14 protein-coding genes are annotated in these 22,453 nt (G+C 62.1%); 4 read left to right on the forward strand and 10 right to left on the reverse strand.

Annotated elements, in window-relative coordinates:
* Nucleotides 1-82: 82 nt before the first annotated feature.
* Nucleotides 83-1,879 (reverse strand): SLC13 family permease, encoded by a 1,797-nt coding sequence (locus Q0V31_RS08170; protein WP_298186665.1) that lies wholly within the window; start codon nucleotides 1,877-1,879, stop codon nucleotides 83-85.
* A 239-nt stretch (nucleotides 1,880-2,118) separates the two neighbouring features.
* On the opposite strand from Q0V31_RS08170, the gene Q0V31_RS08175 reads away from it, so the two are divergent.
* Nucleotides 2,119-2,814 (forward strand): aspartate/glutamate racemase family protein, encoded by a 696-nt coding sequence (locus tag Q0V31_RS08175; RefSeq protein WP_298186667.1) that lies wholly within the window; start codon nucleotides 2,119-2,121, stop codon nucleotides 2,812-2,814.
* A gap of 25 nt (nucleotides 2,815-2,839) precedes the next feature.
* Here Q0V31_RS08175 and selO read toward each other — a convergent pair whose 3' ends face one another.
* From selO to Q0V31_RS08205, 6 genes are all read right to left on the reverse strand, one after another.
* On the reverse strand, nucleotides 2,840-4,300 hold the full coding sequence (gene selO, locus Q0V31_RS08180) for a protein adenylyltransferase SelO (protein ID WP_298186670.1): 1,461 nt from the start codon (nucleotides 4,298-4,300) through the stop codon (nucleotides 2,840-2,842).
* Nucleotides 4,301-4,376: 76 nt separating this feature from the next.
* Nucleotides 4,377-7,733 (reverse strand): mechanosensitive channel MscK, encoded by a 3,357-nt coding sequence (gene mscK / locus Q0V31_RS08185; protein ID WP_298186672.1) that lies wholly within the window; start codon nucleotides 7,731-7,733, stop codon nucleotides 4,377-4,379.
* Nucleotides 7,734-7,766: 33 nt separating this feature from the next.
* Nucleotides 7,767-9,512, reverse strand: a complete 1,746-nt coding sequence (locus Q0V31_RS08190) for a potassium/proton antiporter (RefSeq protein WP_298186674.1) — start codon at nucleotides 9,510-9,512, stop codon at nucleotides 7,767-7,769.
* Nucleotides 9,513-9,701: 189 nt separating this feature from the next.
* On the reverse strand, nucleotides 9,702-11,504 hold the full coding sequence (locus Q0V31_RS08195) for an acyl-CoA dehydrogenase (protein ID WP_298186677.1): 1,803 nt from the start codon (nucleotides 11,502-11,504) through the stop codon (nucleotides 9,702-9,704).
* Between the two features lie 134 nt (nucleotides 11,505-11,638).
* Entirely contained in the window at nucleotides 11,639-12,685 is a 1,047-nt protein-coding gene (locus tag Q0V31_RS08200) for a nitronate monooxygenase (protein WP_298186679.1), read from the reverse strand.
* Entirely contained in the window at nucleotides 12,682-13,872 is a 1,191-nt protein-coding gene (locus Q0V31_RS08205) for a YbfB/YjiJ family MFS transporter (protein WP_298186682.1), read from the reverse strand. The genes Q0V31_RS08200 and Q0V31_RS08205 overlap by 4 nt, the downstream gene beginning before the upstream one ends.
* 256 nt (nucleotides 13,873-14,128) lie before the next feature.
* Here Q0V31_RS08205 and rlmJ point away from each other — a divergent pair, with 256 nt between their 5' ends.
* Both rlmJ and Q0V31_RS08215 read left to right on the forward strand, forming a co-directional pair.
* Complete coding sequence (gene rlmJ / locus Q0V31_RS08210; protein ID WP_298186684.1) at nucleotides 14,129-14,974, forward strand: 23S rRNA (adenine(2030)-N(6))-methyltransferase RlmJ; 846 nt, start codon at nucleotides 14,129-14,131, stop codon at nucleotides 14,972-14,974.
* Between the two features lie 63 nt (nucleotides 14,975-15,037).
* A complete protein-coding gene (locus Q0V31_RS08215; RefSeq protein ID WP_298186686.1) occupies nucleotides 15,038-16,648 on the forward strand; it encodes an FMN-binding glutamate synthase family protein in 1,611 nt (536 codons plus the stop codon).
* Between the two features lie 24 nt (nucleotides 16,649-16,672).
* Here the strand turns inward: Q0V31_RS08215 and Q0V31_RS08220 are convergent, their stop codons facing one another.
* Nucleotides 16,673-17,209: a PadR family transcriptional regulator gene (locus Q0V31_RS08220; protein ID WP_298186689.1), complete on the reverse strand. Its 537-nt coding sequence runs from the start codon at nucleotides 17,207-17,209 to the stop codon at nucleotides 16,673-16,675.
* A 126-nt stretch (nucleotides 17,210-17,335) separates the two neighbouring features.
* Here Q0V31_RS08220 and Q0V31_RS08225 point away from each other — a divergent pair, with 126 nt between their 5' ends.
* On the forward strand, nucleotides 17,336-18,985 hold the full coding sequence (locus Q0V31_RS08225) for an NAD(P)/FAD-dependent oxidoreductase (protein WP_298186692.1): 1,650 nt from the start codon (nucleotides 17,336-17,338) through the stop codon (nucleotides 18,983-18,985).
* A gap of 46 nt (nucleotides 18,986-19,031) precedes the next feature.
* Here Q0V31_RS08225 and msrA read toward each other — a convergent pair whose 3' ends face one another.
* Together msrA and Q0V31_RS08235 are read right to left on the reverse strand one after the other, a co-directional pair.
* The gene (gene msrA / locus Q0V31_RS08230; protein WP_298186693.1) at nucleotides 19,032-19,679 is read right to left on the reverse strand and encodes a peptide-methionine (S)-S-oxide reductase MsrA; all 648 of its coding nucleotides are present in this window, start codon (nucleotides 19,677-19,679) and stop codon (nucleotides 19,032-19,034) included.
* A gap of 66 nt (nucleotides 19,680-19,745) precedes the next feature.
* Complete coding sequence (locus Q0V31_RS08235; RefSeq protein WP_298186695.1) at nucleotides 19,746-22,388, reverse strand: EAL domain-containing protein; 2,643 nt, start codon at nucleotides 22,386-22,388, stop codon at nucleotides 19,746-19,748.
* Nucleotides 22,389-22,453: the final 65 nt, after the last annotated feature.

A 22,453-nucleotide genomic window follows, 5' to 3' on the forward strand; every position in this document is an offset into this window, starting at 1 on the left:
AGCACGCAGCATGGCCAAAGCAACGCGGCCTGGTCAATGCGTTAGCGCAATGAAATAGGCCTTGGCTGGCTGACGCTCAGCCTTAGACCGGCACCAGGGGCCAGAACCACGGGATGACAAAGCTGGCGACGATCCACAGGATGATATTCAGCGGGATGCCGACCTTCATGAAGTCGGTAAAGCGGTAGCCGCCGGCGTTGTAAACGAAGGTGTTGGTCTGGTAGCCGATGGGCGTGGCGAAGCTGGCGCTGGCGGCAAACATCACCGCGACCACGAACGCCCGTGGGTCGACACCGAGGTGCTGCGCCACGCCGATGGCGATGGGGGTGACCAGCACCGCTACGGCGTTGTTCGAGAGCATTTCGGTGAGGATCGAGGTGAACAGGTAAATGAACGACAGCATCAGCAGTGGGCCGGCCCACGGCAGCAGGGTCATGGTGTTTTCCACCAGCATCTTGACCAGGCCGACCTTGTCCATGGCGATGCTGATGGCCAGCATGCCGAAAATCAGGCTGAGAATTTTCCAGTCCACGGCCTTGTAGGCATCTTCCACATCCAGGCAGCGGGTCGCCAGCACGGTGACGGCACCGATGATCGCCAAGCCTTCGATCGGCATCACGCCGAAGGCGGCCATCAGCATTACGGCCAAGGTGGCGATGATCGCAATCGGCGCCTTGTCGCGGCGGAAGGCGCGTTCCTGCACGGCGTTGAGGCTGATCAGTTCACCGTTGTCGGCGAAGCGCTTGATCTGCGTGGGTGTGCCCTCTACCAGCATCACGTCGCCGAACTGCAATTCGAAGTCATCCAGGTTGCCCTGAATATTTTCGTCCTGGCGGTGTACGGCGAGCACGGCGATGCCATAGCGCGCGGTGAGGTCGAGGTCGCGCATCGGCCGGTGGCTGTAGCGCGAGTTACGCCCGACTATGGCTTCGGCGAGGATCACGTCGTGGCTGCTGATGGTTTCGAAGGCATCACTGCGGTTGAAAATCAGATGACCGCTTTCACGCAGCTCAACCACATTTTTGACCTGGCCGTGCAGCACCAGTTGATCACCGGCACGCAGCTGGGTGTCGGAGGCGGGCTCGGTAAGCTCCTGTTCGTCACGGAAGATTTTCAGCACCTGCAGGCCGCTGCCACCGTTGAGGTTGGCTTCGTGCAGGGTCTTGCCGATGACGGGTGAGTCGTGCGGCACCAGTAACTCGGTCATAAAGGTGCGCACCAGGTCCGGGCGCAGCTGCTTGGACAGGGTTTCGCGATCGGGCAGCAAGTGCCGGCCGATGGTCAGCAGGTAGAGCATGCCTGCTGCGGCAAGGATCAACCCGGCGCCGGTGATTTCGAACATGCCGAACGGCTCCAGGCCGGCCTTACGCGCCACGCCGTCGACCAGAATATTGGTCGAGGTGCCGATCATCGTCAGCGTGCCGCCGAGGATGGTGGCGTAAGACAGGGGAATCAGCAGCTTGGAAGGCAGCGTCCCGGCGCGGCGCGCCAGGGAGATCGCCACCGGAGTGAGGATGGCCACCACCGGGGTGTTGTTTAGGAAGGCCGAGATCACCAGGGCGGTAATCGTCAGACCAGTCAGCACGCGGATTGGGCTGGTGCCGACTAGGTCGCCCAGCCAGTTGCCCAGCGCATCGATACAGCCAGTGCGCTCCAGGGCTGCGGAGAGGACGAACATACAGGCGATGGTCACTGGGGCCGAGTTGCTCAGCACGCTGAGCACTTCCTTGGGCTCCAGCAGCTGAGTGACCAGCAGGGCCGCCACGGCGATGGCCGCGACGATATCCGGGCTCCACTTCTCGCGCACAAAGGCGTACAGCACCCACACCAGCAGGGCACCGACAAACAGCAGGGGCAGAGGCAGTGAATCCCAGAACATGGACATCCTTAGCGGCGAATCTCGTATGAGGTGTCGGGCGCGCCAAATCCACAGGGGTAAGTCACGCAAGGCTGCGAAGATAAGGGTTGCTGCTTAGAGAGTCTAAGAATGTTTGGAAAGGTTTATATGCCTTTTCGGTTTAATGAATAAGGCTGTACGGGTGGCTCTACCGCGCACTGTGCCTGTGCGTTGACTGGCATGCGGATTAGGCTCAAGGCTTTGCGCAGAAGGAGGTGGGTATGGGTCAGCTAGGGATTTTGGGTGGCATGAGCTGGGAGTCGACGGCCAGCTATTACCGTCTGCTTAATCAGGGCGTGCGCGCGCGTTTGGGTGGTTTGCACTCGGCGCCCTTGCTCCTGCATTCGCTGGATTTTGCTGAAATTGCCGATCTGCAGCGACGTGGCGACTGGCACGCGGCGGGCACTCTTTTGGCCGGGGCCGCGCAGGGCTTGCAGCAGGCGGGCGCGACAGCCGTGTTGCTGGCGACCAACACCATGCACAAGGTGGCTCCAGCGTTAGAGGCCGCCGTCGATATCCCCTTGTTGCATATCGGTGATGCCGTCGGTCAGGCGTTGCAGCGGCAGGGTGTGCGCCGTGCAGCCCTGCTCGGTACGCGCTTTACCATGCAGGAAGACTTCTATCGTCAGCGTCTGGCTGAGCGTTTTGCGATTGAGGTGATCACTCCGCAGCCTGCACAGATGGCGGAAATCGACCGGGTGATCTTTGCCGAGCTGTGTCAGGGCCAGTTCCTTGCCCCCGCTCGCGATTTCTATCTGGATTGCTTGCGCACGCTGCGCGACCAGGGCGCCGAGGTGGCGATTCTTGGCTGTACTGAAATCGGCTTGTTGCTCGACGGCGTGGACGCGCCGCTGCCGTTGCTCGACAGCGCCGAGGTGCATGTGGCGATGGGGCTAGAGTGGCTGCTGCGTTCGTAGGGAGGATGACTCCCTACGGCGTTGTTCAGGAAGAACAGCTGATTTCCAGGTGCTTGCCCCACTCCGGCGGGCGCTGGGCATAGCGTTCGAAGCCTGGCTGCTCGGCGAAGGGCTGTGACAGCACCTGATGCAGCTCACGCACCGGGGCATAGTCACCCTGTTCGGCGGCCGTGATTGCTTCTTGCGCCAGGTAGTTACGCAGAATGTATTTGGGGTTAACCGCGTGCATGCGCGCACACCGCTGGGCTTGTTCGTCGTCATCCTGAGCGCTGCGCGCCAGGTAGTCGGCGGCCCAGGCATCGAAGCCGGCCAGGTCGGTAAAGTCCTCGCGCAGGCGCGCCACGGCCTGGGCTGCCGGACTGTCGCCCAGTTCACGGAAGAACCGGGTGTAATCCACCGCGCTGCTTTGCATCAGTTGCAGCAGGCGCTGCACCAGGGCTTCATCGCCCTCATCGGCACTGACTAGGCCCAGGCGTTTACGCATCAGGTCGAGGTAGTGCGCTTGATATAGCGGCAGGAACAGGCCAAGGGCTTCGCGCAGGGCGTCGACCTCAACCAGCGGCACCAGCGCCTGACCGAGGGCGGCGAGGTTCCATTGGGTGATGGGCACCTGGTTGCTGAAGCTATAGCGCCCCGTGTCGTCCGAGTGGTTGCAGATGTGCTGGGCATCGAAGTCATCGAGGAAGGCATAGGGGCCGTAGTCGAAGGTGATGCCGAGGATCGACATGTTGTCGGTGTTCATCACCCCGTGGCAGAAACCATAGGCCTGCCAGTAGGCGATCATCGCGGCGTTGCGCTCGAGTATTTCGCGGAACATCGCCAGGTACGGCTGCTCGTGCTGCAGGCAGTCGGCGTAGTGGCAGTGCAACACGTGCTCGGCCAGTTGCTTCAGCTGTTCGTGCTGCTGGGTGTAATAGAAGTATTCAAAGTGGCCGAAGCGCACATGGCTGGGGGCCAGGCGCAGGACCATGGCCGCGCTTTCCTGCTGCTCGCGCCACACCGGCGTGCTGGAGCCGGTTACGCACAGCGCTCTTGAGGTCGGAATGCCCAGGGCATGCAAGTGCTCGCTGGCGAGAAACTCGCGGATTGAGGAGCGCAGCACCGCACGGCCATCGCCCATGCGTGAGTAAGGGGTTTGCCCGGCGCCTTTGAGGTGCAGGTCCCAATACTCGCCGGCTTCGTTGATTACTTCACCGAGCAGCAAACCGCGACCATCGCCCAGGCGCGGGTTGTAGCCGCCAAACTGATGCCCGGAATAGACCATGGCACGCGGCTCGGCGGTGCTCCACAGCTTGTGTCCGGTGAATATCTGCGCAAACACCGCGCTCTCGGCCTCGCTTGGGTCGAGGTCGAGCAGCGCCATGGCCGCCGGGCTGGTCACTACCACACGCGGCTCGGCAATCGGCTCTGGCAGCACATGGCTGGAAAACGCATCGCCGAGGCGGGCGAAACGATTGTCGAACTGCAGCTCGATGAGCGACTTCACGGTCAGGCTCCAGCCGGGCAGAACGGCCCGGCAGTGGTGAGGGTTCAGGCCCGCCATGGCGGGCCGCGGCGCTGGGTTACAGCGGGTCTACGGTCGAGGCCGGCGGCGGTGGCTCTTGCTTGGTGGCGGCGGCAGCGGCGGTGATCAGTTGCCCAGTGCTCAGGTTGAACTCCTGGCCTTGCAGGTTTTTGACCATCACGTCGACCTGATTGAAGGCCATCTCCACGTTGTGCTCGCGGAAGCTCAAGGCGATGCGTGTGAGGATTTCGTCAGTGGCCGCGTTGCGGTCACCCAGCTCGCGCACATGAAAACGCAACTCGTAGTCAAAGGTGCTGGCGCTGATGGTCAGGAAGAACAGCAGCGGGGCGGGATCACGCAGCACCCGTGGGTTTTCCTCGGCGGCCTGCATCATCAGTTTGCGCGCCAGCGGCAGGTCGGTCTCGTAGGCCACACCGATTTTGATGATAACCCGGGTGATGGTGTCGTTGAGCGACCAGTTGATCAGTTGATCGGTGACGAAGGTCTTGTTCGGCACGATGATTTCTTTGCGGTCGAAATCGGTGATGGTGGTGGCGCGAATGCGGATCTTGCTCACCGTGCCGGACAGATTGCCGATGGTCACCACGTCACCAATCCGCACCGGACGCTCGAAGAGGATGATCAAGCCGGAAATAAAGTTAGCGAAAATTTCCTGCAAGCCAAAGCCCAGGCCCACCGACAGCGCTGCCACCAGCCATTGCAACTTGTCCCAACTGACCCCGAGGGTCGACAGGGTGGTGACAAAGCCGATTGCCACAATCAGATAGGACAGCAAGGTGGTGGTGGCGTAGGCGCTGCCCTGGGCCAGGCTCAAGCGCGACAGCACCAGCACTTCGAGCAAACCTGGCAGGTTGCGCCCCAGAGCCACGGTGATGCCGACGATGATCAGCGCGCCCAACACGTCGCTGAGGCTAATGGGCACTAAGGTGGCGGCGTCGCCGCTGCCGCTGCTGTATTCATACAGGGCGATGTTATCCAGGTAGGCAAAGACTGAGATCAGATCTGCCCAGACCCAGTACAGGCTGAAGATAAACGCGCCGAGTAAGGCCAGGCGAATGAGCCGTAGCGACTGTTGGTTGACCTGTTCGATATCCAGTGTCGGCTCTTCGACCACGGTTTCCGAGCCTTCGCCGCTGTCCTTGATCTGCGCCTGGCGTTTACTCATGGCGCGTTGGTAGGCCAAGCGGCGCGCGGCCACCGAGAGACCACGGATGAAGGTGGCTTCAATGACCAGCCAAATCACCAGCAGATAGAGCGTGTCGATCAGGCGTTCACTGAGTTTCAGCGCGGTGTAGTAGTAGCCGAGGCCGACCGCGATGATCAGTGCCAGTGGCAGTAAGCTGAGGGCGATGCCGATGAGCATGCGCAATACGGAGGCGTGTTCGCGCGCCGGGCCACTGAGCAGGAGTTTGTGCAGCAACCAGACCATCAGCGCGTAGCAGCTAAGCACCACGGTCAGGCCGATGACGTCATCGCCGAGGCTTGCCGGTTGGTGTTTAGCCACTGTTACCACGGCCACCAACGCCATCACCACTAAGCCCAGACGCCGTACCTGCTTATGCAGGAAGGCCACTTGCGGACGACCCCAGTGGAAGTGCAACTCGGCCACGCCAGCATCGGCGAGGATGCGATACAGGGTGTAGAACACCAGCCAGGCCTGGGCCATCTGGAACAGTGCATCACCTAGGTTGACGTTTTGTCCGCGGGCATCCATCTGCAAGGCAAAGCCGCACAAGGCCAGAAACAGGGTGCCGGGCAGTGCCAGGAGCATGTTGAGCATGATTGCCATCGGCGTATGCAACTGGCTGTCACGCTTGAAGTGACCGATGTCTTGGTGCAGCTCCCCCAGCTTGCGGTAGAGGAAGCCGCGCCGCCACAGCAACACGGCGATCAGCAGCAGCAGCGGCAGGAACAGCAGCGGCCGCTCAGTCAGACCGGCACCTAACTGACGCAGGTTGGCCCCCCAGGGTGACTCGGCGATCTGCCGCTTGAGCAGCTGTGGTACGGACTTGAACCACTCCAGATCCAGCGGTTTGTTACTGGGGATCCAGAACATCTGTTCGTCGAGGGTGTTGCGCAGCGTTTCGGCGGTGGTTTTCAGTTGTTTCTGATTGAGCTGCAGGGTGATCGACTCATTGAGCAGGGTATTCAGCTCGCGATTGAGGCGGTCGATCAGTTCGCGGCGGGTATTGATGATCTCCAGCAGGTTGTTACGCAGGGCCAGGTTGTCGATAGCATTGCCTGGGGCAGCGCTGAGTAACTGGTCGACATAGGCGCTGGGGTTGTTGATGGCTTCGCGCTGCTGGTTGAGTTCGAACTGATACAGGCGCAAATCGGCGATTTGATCAGGCAGGCTGCTGTCGATCTGCAGCGTTGGCAGCGCCTGTTGCTGCTTGTAGAGAATGCGCGAGAGCAGCAGGCTGCCTTGCAGCACGCTGATTTGCTCAGCCAGAGCTTGGTCACTCTGGTTCAGGCTGTCGAGTTGCTGCTTGGTCTGCAGGTTGAGGCGGGTCAACTCATTGAGCCGGTCGGTGGAGCGCAGCAGGTAGTCGGACAGCTTCAGGTTGAGCGCGCTTTCGCGGGACAGGAGGGTGCCGCTACCGGCTTTCTCGGCTTCACGCGATTGCTCGGCCACGGTCTGCTCGGACAGGTTGCGGCGTTTTTCGTTGATCAGGTTTTGCAGGTCGAGCAGTTCCTGCTCGATACGTTTGATGCGCTCCTCCAGCAGGGTCCGGCGGCTGTTGCCGAGCTCTTGCAGCAGGCTGTTGCCGGCCAGTTCCTGGCGGCGCATTTGCGTTTGCGCGTCGAGTTTGGCCAGCTCGGCCTTTAACTGGACACTGCGTTCGTTGCTCAGCGGTTTGCTGGCGTCACGGCCGCTTTTCAGGATGCTGTTGATTTCCTGGCTGCGGGTCTGGTTGCTGCTGATTTCGGCCTGGGCGCGTTCCGGGCGGGTTTGCGCGGTGATCACCAGGCTGTTGGCTTCGATGATCTGCTTTTGCCATTCGCTCAATTGCGCGTTGCGTTCGGCCAACAGCTGTTCGAGCTGCGGCAGATCGCTTTTGCCATAGCGCAGGCTGACCTGGGTGGGCGGGCTGTTTTTCAGCCGTTCGTAATCACGCTGCGCCTCGTGGATCATGCGCGGCGCTTGCTCCAGCTGCTTTTCCAGGGCCGCCAGGCGTTGCTCGCTGTCGGCTTTTTCGCCCAGCAGGGCCAGGGCTTTCTCCAGCGTCTGCTTGATCGCCAGTTGCTCGGCTTCCGGCAGCTTGCGCTCGGCCAGGTTGTCCAGGCTGCTTTGTATGCTGGCGCTGCTCGGCGTATCGGCGGCCTGGAGCAGGGTTGAACTCAGGCAAAGCCCGAGTAGGGCAATGGCGAGGTATGTGCGCAGAGAAGACATAATGGTGATCGTTGGCTCGAAAAGACGCTGAGTTTAGAGGAAGAGGCCAGGCCCAGGGCGAGTACCTTCGGGGAATCTGACGCCGACTTTGCGGATCTTGTTCCCTTCCATTGCTGCCACTGTCCAAGTCAGGCCCTGCCACTCCACCTGGTCGCCGATCACCGGCTCGCCGCCAATCTTGTGCGCGATGAAACGCCCTAGGTGCAACTGGCCTTCGGCGCCTTGCAGCTTCAAGCCATACAGCGCCGCCACGGCGGCCAGCTCGGCATCGCCCTCGAGGACGAAATCACCGAAGAAGCGCAGGTCTTGGCCGCGGGTCGGGGCTTGGCTGAAGAGCTTGCCGAGGGCGGCGAGGTCGCTCTCATGGCCCACCACGCAGAGCAAATCGCCGGCCTCCAGGGTGGTGCTGCCGGAGGGGTGCAGCAGCTCCGTGCCCCGGAACAGTGCAGCGATACGCGTGCCTTCGGGCATTTTCAGCTCACGTAGGGGCGCGCCGATGCACCACTTTTCCGCGCCGAGGCAGTAGATAAACAGTTCCCACTGGCTGGTCGGGTGCACCTCGAGGCCGGCGCGTGACACTGGTGCAGGTTCTGGCGGCACCGTCACCCGCAGCAGTTTCGCCGCCCAGGGCAGGCTGGTGCCTTGCAGCAGCAGCGAAACCAGCACGATAAAGAACGCCACGTTGAAGAACAGCTGGGCATTCGGCAGCCCCGCCATCAGCGGGAACACCGCGAGAATAATCGGCACTGCGCCACGCAGTCCCACCCAGGCGATAAACGCCCGCTCGCGGTCATGAAAGGCGCGAAAGGGCAGCAGGCCGAGATACACAGACAGTGGCCGGGCAAAGAGGATCATCCACAGCGCCAGGCCGAGCGCGGGCAGGGCAATCGGCAGCAGTTCGTGCGGGGTGACCAGCAGGCCAAGGACCAAGAACATGCCGATCTGCGCGAGCCAGGTCAGGCCGTCGAGCATGTGCAGGATGCCGTGGCGCGAGCGGATTGGGCGGTTGCCCAGTAGCAGGCCGCACAGGTAGATCGACAGAATGCCGCTGCCACCGACCGCCGTGGTGATGGCGAAAATGATCAGGCCGCCGCTGACCACCAGCAGCGGGTACAGGCCGTTGGCCAGCGCCATGCGATTGACCAGGTTGAGCAGCAGCCAGCCGCCCCCAAGGCCGAACAGAGCGCCGATGCCGAACTGTTGCAGCAGTTGCAACAGCAGGTTCCAGCTTATGCCGTCCTGGCCGCTGGCGAGCATGGCGATCAAGGTGACGGTGAGAAACACCGCCATTGGATCGTTACTGCCGGACTCGATTTCCAGGGTGGCGCTGACCCGTTCGTTAAGGCCGCGCCCGCCGAGCAGGCTGAACACCGCCGCGGCATCGGTGGAACCGACGATGGCGCCGATCAGCAAACCTTCCATCCAGGTCAGGTCAAACAGCCAGGCGGCGGCTATGCCGGTAAGCCCGGCGGTGAGCAGTACGCCCAGCGTGGCCAGGGATAACGAGGGCCACAAGGCCACGCGAAAACTCGATACGCGGGTGCGCATGCCGCCGTCGAGCAAAATGATCGCCAGGGCCAGGTTGCCGACCAGGTAGGCCAGTGGGTAATTGTTGAAGACGATACCGCCCGGGCCGTCGGTGCCCGCGAGCATGCCGACGCAGAGAAAGATCACCAGAATGGGGATGCCGAAGCGTGCGCCGAAAGCGCTCACCAGAATGCTCATGGCTACCAGCATTGCACCGATCAAGAACAGATTATTGATGGCGCTTGCATCCAAGGCGGGTACTCCGAGCGGGTTGGTGGACGTGCCACCTATGCATGGCGCGTGCCAGCGATTCTAACCGTTGGCCAGCGTTGACGCTGAAAAAAAACGCCCCGCATTAAGCGGGGCGCCGGTGTCAGGTGCAGGGTCTGCTGCAGCTTTTAACACATCAGGGCCAGCGCGCCGCTGAGCCTAGGGTTGTGCTCAGAACCAGGCGTCCTGCATGCCCAGGCAGGTGTCGTCGCGGGCTTCGAGGATGGCCAGGTCATGGTGGCAGCTCGGCACTTCCCAGGTCAGGAAGTAGCGCGCGGCTTGCAGCTTGCCCTGGTAGAAGTCGGCATCGGCTACGTTGCCGCTGACCAGGCCTTCTTGCGCACGAATCGCCTGCTCTAGCCAACGCCAGCCGATCACGGTGTGGCCGAATACCTTCAGGTACAGCGCCGAGTTGGCCAGGCCTTGGTTGACCTTGCCGCTCATCAGGTCGCCGAGCAGCGCCAGGGTGACTGCCTGCAGGCGCGCGAGCAGTTGCTCCAGTGGTTGGCGCAGAGCTGCCAGCGAGTCATGGGCTGCGGCGCGCTGGCAGGTGCCGTGGATCAACTTGAGCAGTTGCTTGAGCGCCGCACCGCCATTCATCGAGACCTTGCGCCCCAGCAGGTCGAGCGACTGGATGCCGTGAGTGCCTTCGTGGATCGGGTTCAAGCGGTTGTCGCGGTAGTACTGCTCCACCGGGTAGTCGCGGGTGTAGCCGTGGCCACCAAGAATCTGGATGGCCAGTTCGTTGGCCTTGAGGCAGAACTCTGAAGGCCAGGATTTGACGATTGGGGTCAGCAGGTCGAGCAGCTCCAGGGCGGTGCGGCGTTCCTCTTCGCTGGCCAGGGTCTGGGTGTCGTCGAACAGTCGCGCGGCGTACAGGCCGAGGTCGAAGGCCCCTTCCACGTAAGCTTTTTGGGTCAGCAGCATGCGCCGTACGTCGGCGTGCTCGATGATCGCCACTTGGCTGGAGCTGGGGTCTTTGCCGTCGGGCAGACGACCTTGCGGGCGCTGACGGGCGTAATCCAGTGAGTACAGGTAGCCGGCGTAGCCAAGCATCACCGCGCCCATGCCGACGCCAATCCGCGCTTCGTTCATCATCTGGAACATGTACGCCAGGCCATGGTGCGGCTTGCCCACCAGATAGCCGACGCAGTCGCCGTTATCGCCGAAGTTAAGCGCGGTAGAGGTGGTGCCGCGCCAGCCCATCTTGTGGAACAGCCCGGCCAGCACCACGTCGTTACGCTTGCCCAGGCTGCAATCATCGTTGACCAGGAACTTCGGCACGATAAACAGGCTGATGCCTTTCACGCCAGCGGGGGCGTCCGGCAGCTTGGCCAGCACCATGTGCACGATGTTTTCCGACAGCGGATGGTCGCCGCCGGAGATAAAGATCTTGTTGCCTTTGAGGCGGTAGCTGCCGTCATCTGCCGGCTCAGCACGGGTGCGGATGTCGGACAGCGATGAGCCGGCGTGCGGCTCGGTCAGGGCCATGGTGCCGAAGAAGCGACCGTCGATCATCGGCTCGAGGAAGCGCTGTTTTTGTTCCGCGCTGCCGAAGGCTTCGATCAGGTTGGCCGCGCCCATGGTCAGGAACGGGTAGGAGGTCGTGGCGGCGTTGGCTGACTGGAAGTGCGCGAAACAGGCCTGCGACAGCAGATTAGGCAGCTGCATGCCGCCGACGTCGAACTCGCGGGTGGCATTGAGGAAGCCGGCTTCGAGGAAGGCATCGACCGCTGGTTTGACCTCGGGGATCAGCACCGCTGCGCCGTCGACGTACTCAGGCTCGTGTTCGTCATTCTTGCGGTTATGCGGGGCGAACAGGTTTTCCGCGATGCTGCGGGCGGTGTCGATGGCCGCGTCAAAGGTTTCGCGGCTGTGCTCGGCGAAGCGCTCGCGCTGGGTCAGGCCTTCGGCGTCCAGCACTTCGTACAGCTCGAAGGCCAGGTTACGGGAACTGAGCAGGGACTCGGACATGCTTATACCTCCGGTTGCAATGTGCCGAGTCTAAGCAGCCGTGGGCATGGCTCCCAGCATTATCAATGAGCGTGATAGCGAGCCGTAGGGCCGGGTGCCGCGCCTAGCCTGAGGCGTTGTAAGCCGCGTGTGGATTAGCCGGTGACAAAGCCCTGAGCCAGTTGCGCCGTCAGCTCGGCGGCGCCGATGGCCTGGCAGCCACTGGTGTTTTGTCCGGCCCAGAGCGGCGAGAAATCGCCACTGCCGTGTTGCTCCGCCTGACTGCGCAGCGGTGCAATAGCGGCGCCCGCCAGGGGGAAGGTCGGTGCCAGTGAGCTGATCGGACCCAGCTCGCGCATCAGCCGGTTGACGATGCCGCGCGCCGGACGGCCGCTGAACAGGTTGGTCAGCGCGGTGTGCTGCGCCGCCGGGCTGAGCAGGGCGGCGCGGTGGATGGCGCTGGTGCTGGCTTCCACGCAGCACAAATACGCCGTACCGACCTGCACCCCGGCCGCGCCTAGGGCCATGGCGGCGCGCACAGCTTGGGCATCGGCAATGCCACCGGCGGCAATCACCGGTACCTGCACGGCCTGCACGACCTGTGGCAGCAGGGCGAAGGTGCCGAGTTGGCTGTTCAGGTCTGCGCTGAGAAACATGCCGCGATGGCCGCCGGCTTCCAGGCCCTGGGCGATGATCGCGTCGACCCCGTTGGCTTGCAGCCACAGCGCTTCCTCGACCGTGGTCGCGCTACTCAGCACCTTGGCCCCGCAGGCCTTGACCCGCGCCAATAGCTCGGCCGAGGGCAGGCCGAAGTGAAAGCTAACCACCGCCGGGCGGAACTCATCGAGCAGGTCGGCCAATTCGGCGCTAAACGGTTGGCGGCCGGGCCCATCGCTGATGCTGGCTGGATCGATGCCCAGCTCGGCGTAGTAAGGGCGTAGCGCCTCCCGCCAGGCCGCGTCACGGGTGGCGTCGACAAGTGGCAGGGTGTGGCAGAAGAAATTCAGGTTGAACGGCTGCGTGGTTTTGCGAGTAAGGGCTTGCAGTTCGCGGCGTAACGCACTGGCATCGAACAGCGCACAGGCGAGCGAGCCAAGGCCGCCGGCATTGCACACGGCGGCAGTCAGTGTGTGGTTGTGCGAGCCGGCCATCGGGGCCTGGATCAACGGTAAGGTGCAGCCGAGTAGCGATTGCAGAGTCATGGGTGCGGCGCTCCAGAGGCCGGGTTGGCGGTGGGGGTGTAGCAGGTCCAGGCGAGTGCCCAGAGCATGGCGGCAACCCCTAGGGCGAAGCTTTGCGTGAGGTTGCCACCGAAGCTCAGCCACACCCCGGCGAGCCAGGGGCCGGCCAGTTGTGCGCCGCCGTATAAGGCGATCAGGGCGGCCGACAGGCGGGGGCCTTGATGGGGTTGTAGGGTACGCGCCAGGCGTTGCGTCAGCAGCACGCTGCCGATAAAGCTACCGCCGACGAGTACGGCGCACAGCAGGACGCCGCTGGCGCTGGGGAATAGCCAGGGCGCGGCGCAGCCCACCGCTTGCAGCAGATAGGTCGCCAGCAAGGCATGGCGGTCGCCGAAGCGTGCACCCAGCGTATTCCATAGCGGGACCGAAATCAGGCAGGCCAGGGCCGTCCAGCGCCAGGCTCCGCTAATCAGGCTGTGGCCAGGCGGTAACTGCTCCTGCGCCAGGGTCGGCAGAAATGTCATCGGCAGGATGTAACCCAGCCCTGCGCCGGCATAGGCGAGAAACAGCGGGGTGCTGGCCCGGTCAAACAAGCGGCTGCGGTTGGCGACCGGCGCACTATGCCGTTGCTGCAGCTGCAGGTGACTAAGCAACCAGGCGCTGAGCAGGGCCAGCGGCAGGGCAATGGCTGCCATCGGCCACCAGCGTTCGGGGCCGTGCAGCCAGTTGGCCGGGGCGTCAGCCAGCCAACCGGCGAGCAACAGCCCTGCGGCGAAACCAAGGTAGACCAGGCCGCTGAGACTGGCGCGCTGGCGCATGGCGAGCCATTCCAGTACCAGTGCCGGGGCCAGTACAAAGACCACGCCGTTGCTGATGCCATTGGCCAAGCGCAGCCCCATCAGTGTCAGGTAATCGCCGGTGAGCCCCTGTGCCAGGGTCAGCAGGGCATTCAGCAGCAGTGCCAGCGGCAGCGCCAGGCGCAAGCGCGAAGGTGTGTATAGCGCCAGTGCCAGCAGCGCACCGAGCAGATAGCCGAGGTAGTTTGAGCTGGCCAGGTGCGCACCCTGTTCCAGGCTAAACAGCTGATCGGCGAGAAAGTGCGGCAGCAGCGGGGTGAAGGCGAAGCGCCCCAAGGCATGCACCACCACCAGGGCTGCACTGCCCGCAAACAGGGCGAGGAAGATTTGACGCGGAGCAACAGCTGGCATGGGAGCACTCTTTTAGCGTGTGGCGCCACCTTACCGGTTGTCGGCGCAAGACTGCCAGTGCAGCGCCTTTGCGTGTCGGTCTGGTGGTGGTTGAACGCAGCTCTGCGCGTGGACTTTCTGCGCTGAGCCACGGTTGGGTGATAAGGCGCTCTGCCGCGCGCTGCGGGTACTGCTTATCTGGGTGCCGCTGAGTGCAACCGAGCATCTGTATGCCGCGTTAAGCGGTTAAACTGTGCGGCCAGAGGAGTCCCGCCCAATGAACTACCGCCACGCCTTCCATGCCGGCAACCATGCCGACGTACTGAAACACTATGTCTTGAGCCGTCTGATTGCGCTGCTGTCACGCAAGGAGGCGCCTTTTGCCTACCTCGACAGTCATGCCGGTATTGGCCTGTATGACCTGCACGGTGATCAAGCCAGTCGCACGGGCGAGTGGCTGGAGGGTATCGCCCGGCTATGGCAGGCCAGCGATGTGCCGGACCCTCTGCTGGATTATCTGGAAGTGATCCGCGCGATGAACCCCGATGGCGAGCTGCGCCACTACCCCGGTTCGCCCGAGTTGGCGCGCCTGCTGACCCGTGAGCAGGACCGCCTGCACCTCAATGAAAAGCACCCGGAAGACGGTCGTTTGCTCAAGGAGAATATGCACGGTGACCGCCGCGTGGCCGTGCATTTGGGCGAGGGCTGGTATGTGCCGCGTGCCTTGCTGCCGACCCGTGAGAAACGCGCACTGCTGCTGATCGACCCTCCGTTCGAGCAGGCCGACGAAATGGAGCGCTGCGCCCAGTCGTTGAGCGAAGCCATCGGGCGTATGCGCCAGGCCGTGGTGGCGATCTGGTACCCGATCAAGGACCTACGCCAGCTGCGGCGTTTTTACAGTGGCGTGGAAAAGAGCAAGGCACCGAAGCTGCTGCGCGTGGAGCTTTATGTGCACTCAACCGATGAGCCGACGCGCCTGAATGGCTCGGGCCTGGTGATCAGCAACCCGCCATGGGGGCTCGAGGATGAGCTTAAGCAGATCCTGCCTTGGTTGGCGAAATTGCTCGGCCAGACCCAGGGCGGTTGGCGCATGGACTGGCTGATTGAGGAAAATGCCGGCTAAGCGTTGCTGATGAAGCCTCGGCGCACTGATGAAGTGCCACACCGCATACCGCAAGGAGCTTGTATGAGTTTGTCGCTGTTGAATCGCTATGCGTTTTTTGCCTTTTGCGTGCTGTTCACCTTGGGCAGCTTGCCGTTTGTCGCCGGGCATCCCTGGTTGTGGATGCTGGTCGTGCTGACTGGGCTGCTCAGTGCGATCGGCCTGTATGGCTTGCTGCAGAGCCGTCATGCGGTGCTGCGTAACTACCCTATCCTCGGCAATATCCGCTACCTGGTCGAGGCGATTCGCCCGGAAATTCGCCAATACCTGCTGGAGTCCGACAGTGAGCAGCTGCCGTTCTCGCGGGCGCAGCGCTCGCTGGTCTATGCGCGGGCAAAAAATCAGAGTGCGGACAAAGCCTTCGGCACTTTGGCGGACGTCTACCAAGGCGGTTTTGAGTTTATCAGCCACTCGATGCAGCCGGCGGCGCATGCCGACCCCAGCGCGTTTCGCGTGAGGATTGGCGGCCCGCAGTGCACGCTGGCGTATTCGGCCTCGGTATTCAATATCTCGGCCATGAGCTTCGGCTCGCTCAGTGCCAATGCCATTCGCGCGTTGAACCAGGGGGCGAAGCGCGGCGGTTTTTATCACGACACCGGTGAAGGCAGTATCAGCCCTTATCACCGTGAGCACGGTGGCGATTTGGTGTGGGAACTGGGTAGCGGCTATTTCGGCTGCCGTCAGGACAACGGCCAGTTTGACCCGCAGCGCTTTGCCGAACAGGCGGCCAGCCCGCAAGTGAAGATGATTGAGATCAAGCTATCCCAAGGGGCCAAACCGGGGCATGGCGGGATTCTGCCCAAGCACAAGATTACCGCCGAAATTGCCCAGACCCGTGGCGTGCCGATGGGTCAGGATTGCGTCTCTCCGGCCAGCCACAGTGCGTTTTCCACGCCTATTGAGTTACTCCAGTTTGTTGCCCAGCTGCGTGAGCTAGCGGGCGGTAAACCGGTGGGCTTCAAGTTCTGCCTGGGTCACCCGTGGGAGTTTATGGGCATCGCCAAGGCCATGCTAGAGACCGGCATTCTGCCCGACTTTATCGTCGTCGATGGCACGGAAGGCGGTACCGGAGCGGCGCCCGTGGAATTCACCGATCACATCGGCGCACCGCTGCGTGAGGGGCTGCTGTTTGTGCACAACACCCTGGTCGGCATTGGCTTGCGCGACAAGATCCGCATCGGCGCCAGTGGCAAAATTGTCAGCGCCTTCGATATTGCCAGCGTGCTGGCGCTGGGGGCTGACTGGGCCAACTCAGCCCGTGGCTTTATGTTTGCCATTGGCTGTATTCAGAGCCAGTCGTGCCATACCAACAAATGCCCGACCGGGGTGGCGACCCAGGACCCGTTGCGTCAGCGCGCGCTGAACGTGCCGGATAAGGCCGATCGCGTGTACAGCTTTCACCGTAATACGCTCAAGGCGCTGGCCGAGATGCTCACTGCTGCCGGCTTGGATAGCCCCGCGCAACTGGAGGCGAAGCACTTGGTGCGGCGCATGTCGGCGAGTGAGATCAAGCTTTACTCGCAACTGCACGTTTTCCTCAAGCCGGGTGAGTTACTCACTGGCGAGGTGTCCGGGGCGTTCTATTCGCGGATGTGGCAGATGGCCCAGGCCAGCAGCTTCGCGCCCGCGCCGTGACAGCGGATTGAACTGCCCGCCGACTCAGTGGCGGTTTAATTCCTGCTCCACCTCTGCTGCCCAGGCCAGCCAGGACTGCTCGCCGAGAATGCCACGGCGCAGCGTCAGGTAGGGCAGGCGCAGGGTGTTGCGTTGTGCGTCGGGCAACGCGTGGAAGTCCTTTTCGATCTGCAGCAGGCTGTCCAAGGTCTTGCGGTGCACGGCCACGTGACGCTGCATTTCCTCGCGCAGGTTATCCAGGCTGGTGTGCGCGCCGGCGTAGAGCTTGACCAGCAATGCATCATTGATTTTGTTGGGCTGCACCGGCTCGCCCAGCCAGCGCAGCAGTTCGGCGTGGCCGGCCGGTGTCAGGCGGTAGTTCTTCTTGTCTGGGCGGGTGTCCTGCGCCTGCGCTTCAAATTCCAGCCAGCCGGCTTCACTGAGCTTTTTTAGCTCCAGGTAGACCTGCTGATGCTTGGCATTCCAAAAGTAGCCGAGACCATCCTTGAAGCGCTTGAGCAGGTCGTAGCCACTGCCGGGCTCGCCTTCCAGCAGGATAAGAATGGCGTGCTTGAGCGACATGGGCGGGTTTCACCGGCGCTAATGAGTGTGCGCGGCAGTATACGGATTATGCAAAAAGTTGCATTGGCTTCAGTCGCTATCTAGTATGCAAAAAATTGCATAACAAAAATAACGCAGGAGCCTTTTATGAAACGTACCGGTACTCGCTTCCGCCCACGTCTAGTGCGTGACGATTACGACGCCATCATCATCGGCTCCGGTATGGGCGGGCTGACTACAGCCGCGCTGCTGGCCAAGCTCGGCAAGCGCGTCTGCGTGCTGGAGCAGCACTACACCGCCGGCGGTTACACCCACAGTTATGAGCGCGAAGGCTACGAGTGGGATGTGGGCGTGCACTACGTCGGTGAGGTGCACAAACCCTGGTCGACGATCCGTCGGGTATTCGATGTGATCAGTGACGGCAAGCTGCAATGGGCACCGATGGATGCGCGCTACGACCGCATCGTGCTGGGCGATACGGTGATCGATTACGTGGCCGGGCGCGAAGAGTTCAAGGCCGAGATGAAGTTGCACTTTCCGGATGATGGGCCGGCGATTGATCGCTACGTGGAACTGCTCGGCGAGGTCAGTGGCAAAGTGCCGCGTTTCTTCGCCGGTCAGGCGTTACCGCGCTCACTGGGCGTGTTGTACAGCAAGCTGCGCCGCTTCTGGCTGCCGGATTATTTTTTCAAGACCACCCGCGAAGTGCTCGAAGGGCTGACCCAGAATCAGCAATTGATCGGCGCGCTGACCGCGCAGTGGGGCGATTACGGGCTGCCGCCTGGCCAGGCCGCCTTCGTTATGCATGCCATGGTCGCCAAGCACTACATCACTGGCGGTAACTACCCGGTGGGCGGCGCGACGAAGATTTCCGAAAGCATTATCCCGGTGATCGAAGCCGCCGGCGGGCATGTGTTTACCTATGCCGGTGTCGACAAGGTTTTGGTTGAGAATGGTCGCGCCGTGGGCGTGCGTATGCACAAGGACGGCGTGGAAATCCGCGCCGCACAGATCGTCAGTTGTGCCGGTTTGGTGCCCACCTACACGCGCCTGCTGGAGCCGCAGGTGGCCAGTCAGCATGGTCTGTTGGCGAATATGCCCAAGGTCGAAGTGTCAGCCGCGACCCTGTGTTTGTACGCCGGCTTTAAGGGCAGCAGCACCGAGCTGAAACTGCCAAAGCGCAATTACTGGGTCTACCCGAGCTTTGATCACGACCGCAATGTCAGTGCGTTCAAACAAGGCGACACGGCACAAACCCCACTGACCTACATCTCCTTCCCCTCGGCCAAGGATCCCGGCTGGGACGCCCAGTACCCGAACAAGGCAACGGTGGAAATTGTCGCCCTGGCCTTGCCTGAGTGGTTTGCCCAGTGGAAAGGCAGCACCTGGGGCAAGCGCGGTGCCGAGTACGAAGCGCTGAAAGCCAAGCTCGGCGCTGGCTTGCTGGAAACCCTTTACCAACATCAGCCGCAGTTACGTGGGGCGCTGGACTTCTGCGAGCTGGGCACACCGCTGTCTACCGAGTGGTATCAGTGGAATGAGCAGGGTGAGATCTATGGCCTCGACCACACGGTGCAGCGTTTTCAACAGCATTGGATTCACAGCCAGACGCCGATCAAGGGGCTGTACCTGACCGGCGCGGACACCGTAACGGCTGGCGTCGGTGGCGCGCTGATGGCCGGTGTGCTGACCGCCTCACGCATGCTGGGCTGGCGCGGTTATCAGGTGGGCAAGCTATTGAAGAGCTGGCAGCCTGATTCGCCAGTAGAGCGCGCGGCGCAGACCCAGGTGCAGTGAGGTCGCGCGGATTCAGGGCGTTAGCGGCCCTGAATCCGCTCGAGGCTCAGGGCAGCAGGCACACGCCGGTACCCTTTAGGCCGCAGTAGCCTTCGGGGTTTTTCGCCAGGTACTGCTGATGGTAGGTTTCGGCGTAGTAGAAGGGCGGTGCTTCGCGGATTTCGGTGGTGATGAGGCCTAAGCCGGCTTTTTCCAGCTCGGCCTGGAACTGCATTTGGCTGGCTTGCGCCGCCGCCAGTTGCTCGGCGCCATAGCAGTAGATTGCCGAACGGTATTGGCTGCCGGTGTCGTTACCCTGACGCATGCCCTGGGTTGGGTTGTGCGCCTCCCAGAACACTTTCAGCAAGGCTTCGTAGCTGGTCAGTTGCGGGTCGAAGACCACCAGCACCACTTCGGTGTGGCCGGTCAGGCCCGAGCAGGTTTCATCATAGGTCGGATTCGGCGTGTGGCCGCCGGCATAGCCGACGGCCGTGCTCCATACGCCGGGCTGCTGCCAGAAGCGGCGCTCGGCACCCCAGAAACAGCCCAGGCCAAATACCGCCTGTTGCAAGCCTGCCGGGAATGGCCCTTGCAGCGCGTTGCCGTTAACGAAGTGTGCGCGGTCAACTTGCATGGCTTCGGCGCGCCCCGGCAAGGCTTGCTCGGCCGTCGGCAGTTCGAGTTTGTGGGCGAGAATTTGCGAGCGCAGAACCATGAGCTATTTCCTTAGTAGAAGCATGTGTGTCATAGACCGTTAATAGGCGGGCTTGTTACAGGGGGATCAACCGCGGTTAGGGTAGCGTTTCAGGCTTTCCAGCAGCTCGCGTCCGGGGATAGGCCGATCGAACAGGTAGCCCTGGCCGATATCGCATTGCTGGCGGCGTAGAAAGCTCAGCTGCGCGGCGGTTTCGATACCCTCAGCCACCACCTTGAGTTTCAGGTTGTGGGCCATGGCAATCACCGCGGAAGTGATTTCCATGTCGTCCTGGTTATCGGGAATGTCCTTGATAAAGCTGCGATCAATCTTGATCACATCGATGGGGAATTTCTTCAGGTAGCTGAGCGAGGAATAGCCCGTGCCGAAATCGTCCATGGCCAAGGTCAGGCCCAGGCTTTTCAGGCTGTTGAGTTGCTGGCGCGTATCGTCGGTGGCTTCCAGCAGCAGGCTCTCGGTCAGCTCCAGCTCCAGCAGGGCCGGGTCGAGTTGTTCTTCTTGCAGGATGGTGGCGATTTCCCTGACCAGATCGGGGTCAGAGAACTGTTTGGGTGACAGGTTGATGGCCATTTGCAGCGGCTGATGGCCGACCGCGATCAGCTGTTTGCTCATGCGGCAGGCCTGGCGCGCCACCCATTTGCCAATGGGGATGATCAAGCCGGTTTCTTCCGCCACGCCGATAAACTTGTCCGGGCTGATCATGCCTTTTTCCGGGTGATGCCAGCGCAACAGCGCCTCCAAACCCAGCAGCTTGCCGCTCTTCAGGCACAGCTTGGGCTGGTAGAACACTTCCAGCTCATTTTGCATCAGTGCGCGGCGCAGGTTGCTCTCGACGAACAGCTTGTGGTGCGCCTCGGCATTCAGCACATCGGTAAACACCTGCAGCTGGTTTTTACCGTTGGCCTTGGCTTTGTGCAGGGCCAGGCCGCTGTGTTTCATCAGCGCCTGGGGGTCGTCGCCGTGTTCGGGCGCACAGGCCAGGCCGATGGAGCCGGTGACGCTGATCAGTTGGTTGTCAACGAACAGTGGCTTGTCCAGCGTGTTCAGCAGTTGCTGCGCTATCAGCTGGCTATCGGCCGGGCTGGCGTCGAGTAGCACGGCAAACTCGTTGCTGGCAAAGCGTGCCAGCACGTTGCTGGGCGATAAGGTGTTGCGTAAGCGCCGCGCTAGGCTGATCAGGAGTTTGTCGCCGGTCTGGTGGCCGAGGCTGTCGTTGATCCGCTTGAAGTTGTCGATGTCCACCAGCAGCAGGCTGATCGGTTTGCCGGGGTGCTCGCGGAAGTGGCTTTCCAGCGAGCGGATAAAGGCATAGCGATTGCCCAGGCCGGTGAGGTTGTCACGAAAGGCCAGGCGCTCGATGTGCTGTTGCGCCTGCTTGCTGGCCGTGACGTCTTCGTAGATGCCGATGTAATGAGTCAGGCTGCCATCGTCGGCATACACCTTGGACAGCGACAATTGTCCCCAGTACGGTTCGAGGTTCTTGCGTCGGCTCTTGAATTCGCCCTGCCAGCTGGTGTGTTCGGCCAAGCTGGTGCGTGCGTCGAACAGCAGGTCGCTGAGGTTGTCGAGGGCGGGCATTTCAGACAGGCGGCGGCCTTGCACTTCACTGGCGCTGTACAGGGTGATGGCGGTAAAGCTCGGGTTGACGTACTCCACCAAACCGTCGCGGTCGAGCAGGATAAACGCGCTGGAGCTTTGCTCGACCGCGCGTTGGAACAGGTACAGGGCATTGGTGGCCGAGCGCCGTTGCTGGTTAGCCAGTACCTGCGCGTACTGGTCGGCCAGTGCGCCGGCAAAGGCAACTTCATCGGCCTGCCAGGTGCGCGCAGGGCCGGTATGCTCCATGCACAATATGCCGACTATCTCGCCGGCGATGCGTATGCCTGCATCCAGTATCGCGGTAATGCCATTCGGGCGCAGGTAGCTGTCGCCAAGTTCACGTGTGCGCGGGTCTTGCAGCGCATCGTGGGCGTCCAGGGCGCGGCCGCTGTGCAGTGCTTGCAGGTAGGCGGGGTAGGGGCTGGCATCAAGGTCAGACTGTGGGACGTGTTGAGCCGCTTCGCGCTGATACATGGCCACCGGCTGAAGAATGTGGCCCTTGAGGTTCCAAATGCTGACGCGGCTTACCGCAAATACCAGGCAGGCACTTTTGCTGATTAGCTCAGCCGCCTCACGCAGCGGCTCGCTGTCACCGTAGTGCTGCTGCGCGAGAGTGGCGAGTAACTGTTGCTGGGCTTGTGTACGGCGCTGCTGGGCCTGGAGCTCAGCCTGGCTGCGCTGGTACAGGTCGAGAGTCTGTGGCGAGGCGGCGTTCGGCTCGGTCAACACCAGCAGATAGCCGCGGAGCATGTGTCGGCCGCGCTGCTTGAAGGCTTCACCAACTTCCATCAGGTTCAGGCTACCGCGCGGGGTGTGCAGGCGGTACTGCGCGCTGTAATGCCGCCGCTCGGCTAACTGCTGCTGAATGCTGTCGTGCAACTGGTAGCGAACCGTGGGCTCCATCAGGCTGGCGTACGGGGCGTCGAGCATGGAGCAGAGTTCTTGAGCCGGCAGACCGAACTGTTGTTCGCAGCCAGAATCGAGGTACAGCAGGCTCCAGCTGGCTTCATTCAAGCGCTCGAAACGCAGTAAGCCAAGGCGCGAAGGCACTGGCAACTGTGTCACAACCTCGGCCGCTAAACGACTCGCGGCATCGGGATGGCTTTTCATTCGATGGCTGGCTTCCAGTATGCTGATTGAAGCGGCAATTGACTCACTTCATTTATAGCGTCGGG

The organism is uncultured Pseudomonas sp. (assembly GCF_943846705.1).
GTDB lineage: Bacteria > Pseudomonadota > Gammaproteobacteria > Pseudomonadales > Pseudomonadaceae > Aquipseudomonas.

Bases quoted from the DNA above. Each gene is read 5' to 3' on its own strand.
- mscK (WP_298186672.1), bottom strand. From the start codon at position 7,733: ATGTCTTCTCTGCGCACATACCTCGCCATTGCCCTACTCGGGCTTTGC.
- Q0V31_RS08205 (WP_298186682.1), bottom strand. From the start codon at position 13,872: ATGCCAGCTGTTGCTCCGCGTCAAATCTTCCTCGCCCTGTTTGCGGGC.
- Q0V31_RS08225 (WP_298186692.1), top strand. From the start codon at position 17,336: ATGAAACGTACCGGTACTCGCTTCCGCCCACGTCTAGTGCGTGACGAT.
- rlmJ (WP_298186684.1), top strand. From the start codon at position 14,129: ATGAACTACCGCCACGCCTTCCATGCCGGCAACCATGCCGACGTACTG.
- Q0V31_RS08215 (WP_298186686.1), top strand. From the start codon at position 15,038: ATGAGTTTGTCGCTGTTGAATCGCTATGCGTTTTTTGCCTTTTGCGTG.
- Q0V31_RS08235 (WP_298186695.1), bottom strand. From the start codon at position 22,388: ATGAAAAGCCATCCCGATGCCGCGAGTCGTTTAGCGGCCGAGGTTGTG.
- Q0V31_RS08170 (WP_298186665.1), bottom strand. From the start codon at position 1,879: ATGTTCTGGGATTCACTGCCTCTGCCCCTGCTGTTTGTCGGTGCCCTG.
- Q0V31_RS08175 (WP_298186667.1), top strand. From the start codon at position 2,119: ATGGGTCAGCTAGGGATTTTGGGTGGCATGAGCTGGGAGTCGACGGCC.
- msrA (WP_298186693.1), bottom strand. From the start codon at position 19,679: ATGGTTCTGCGCTCGCAAATTCTCGCCCACAAACTCGAACTGCCGACG.
- Q0V31_RS08200 (WP_298186679.1), bottom strand. From the start codon at position 12,685: ATGACTCTGCAATCGCTACTCGGCTGCACCTTACCGTTGATCCAGGCC.
- Q0V31_RS08195 (WP_298186677.1), bottom strand. From the start codon at position 11,504: ATGTCCGAGTCCCTGCTCAGTTCCCGTAACCTGGCCTTCGAGCTGTAC.
- Q0V31_RS08220 (WP_298186689.1), bottom strand. From the start codon at position 17,209: ATGTCGCTCAAGCACGCCATTCTTATCCTGCTGGAAGGCGAGCCCGGC.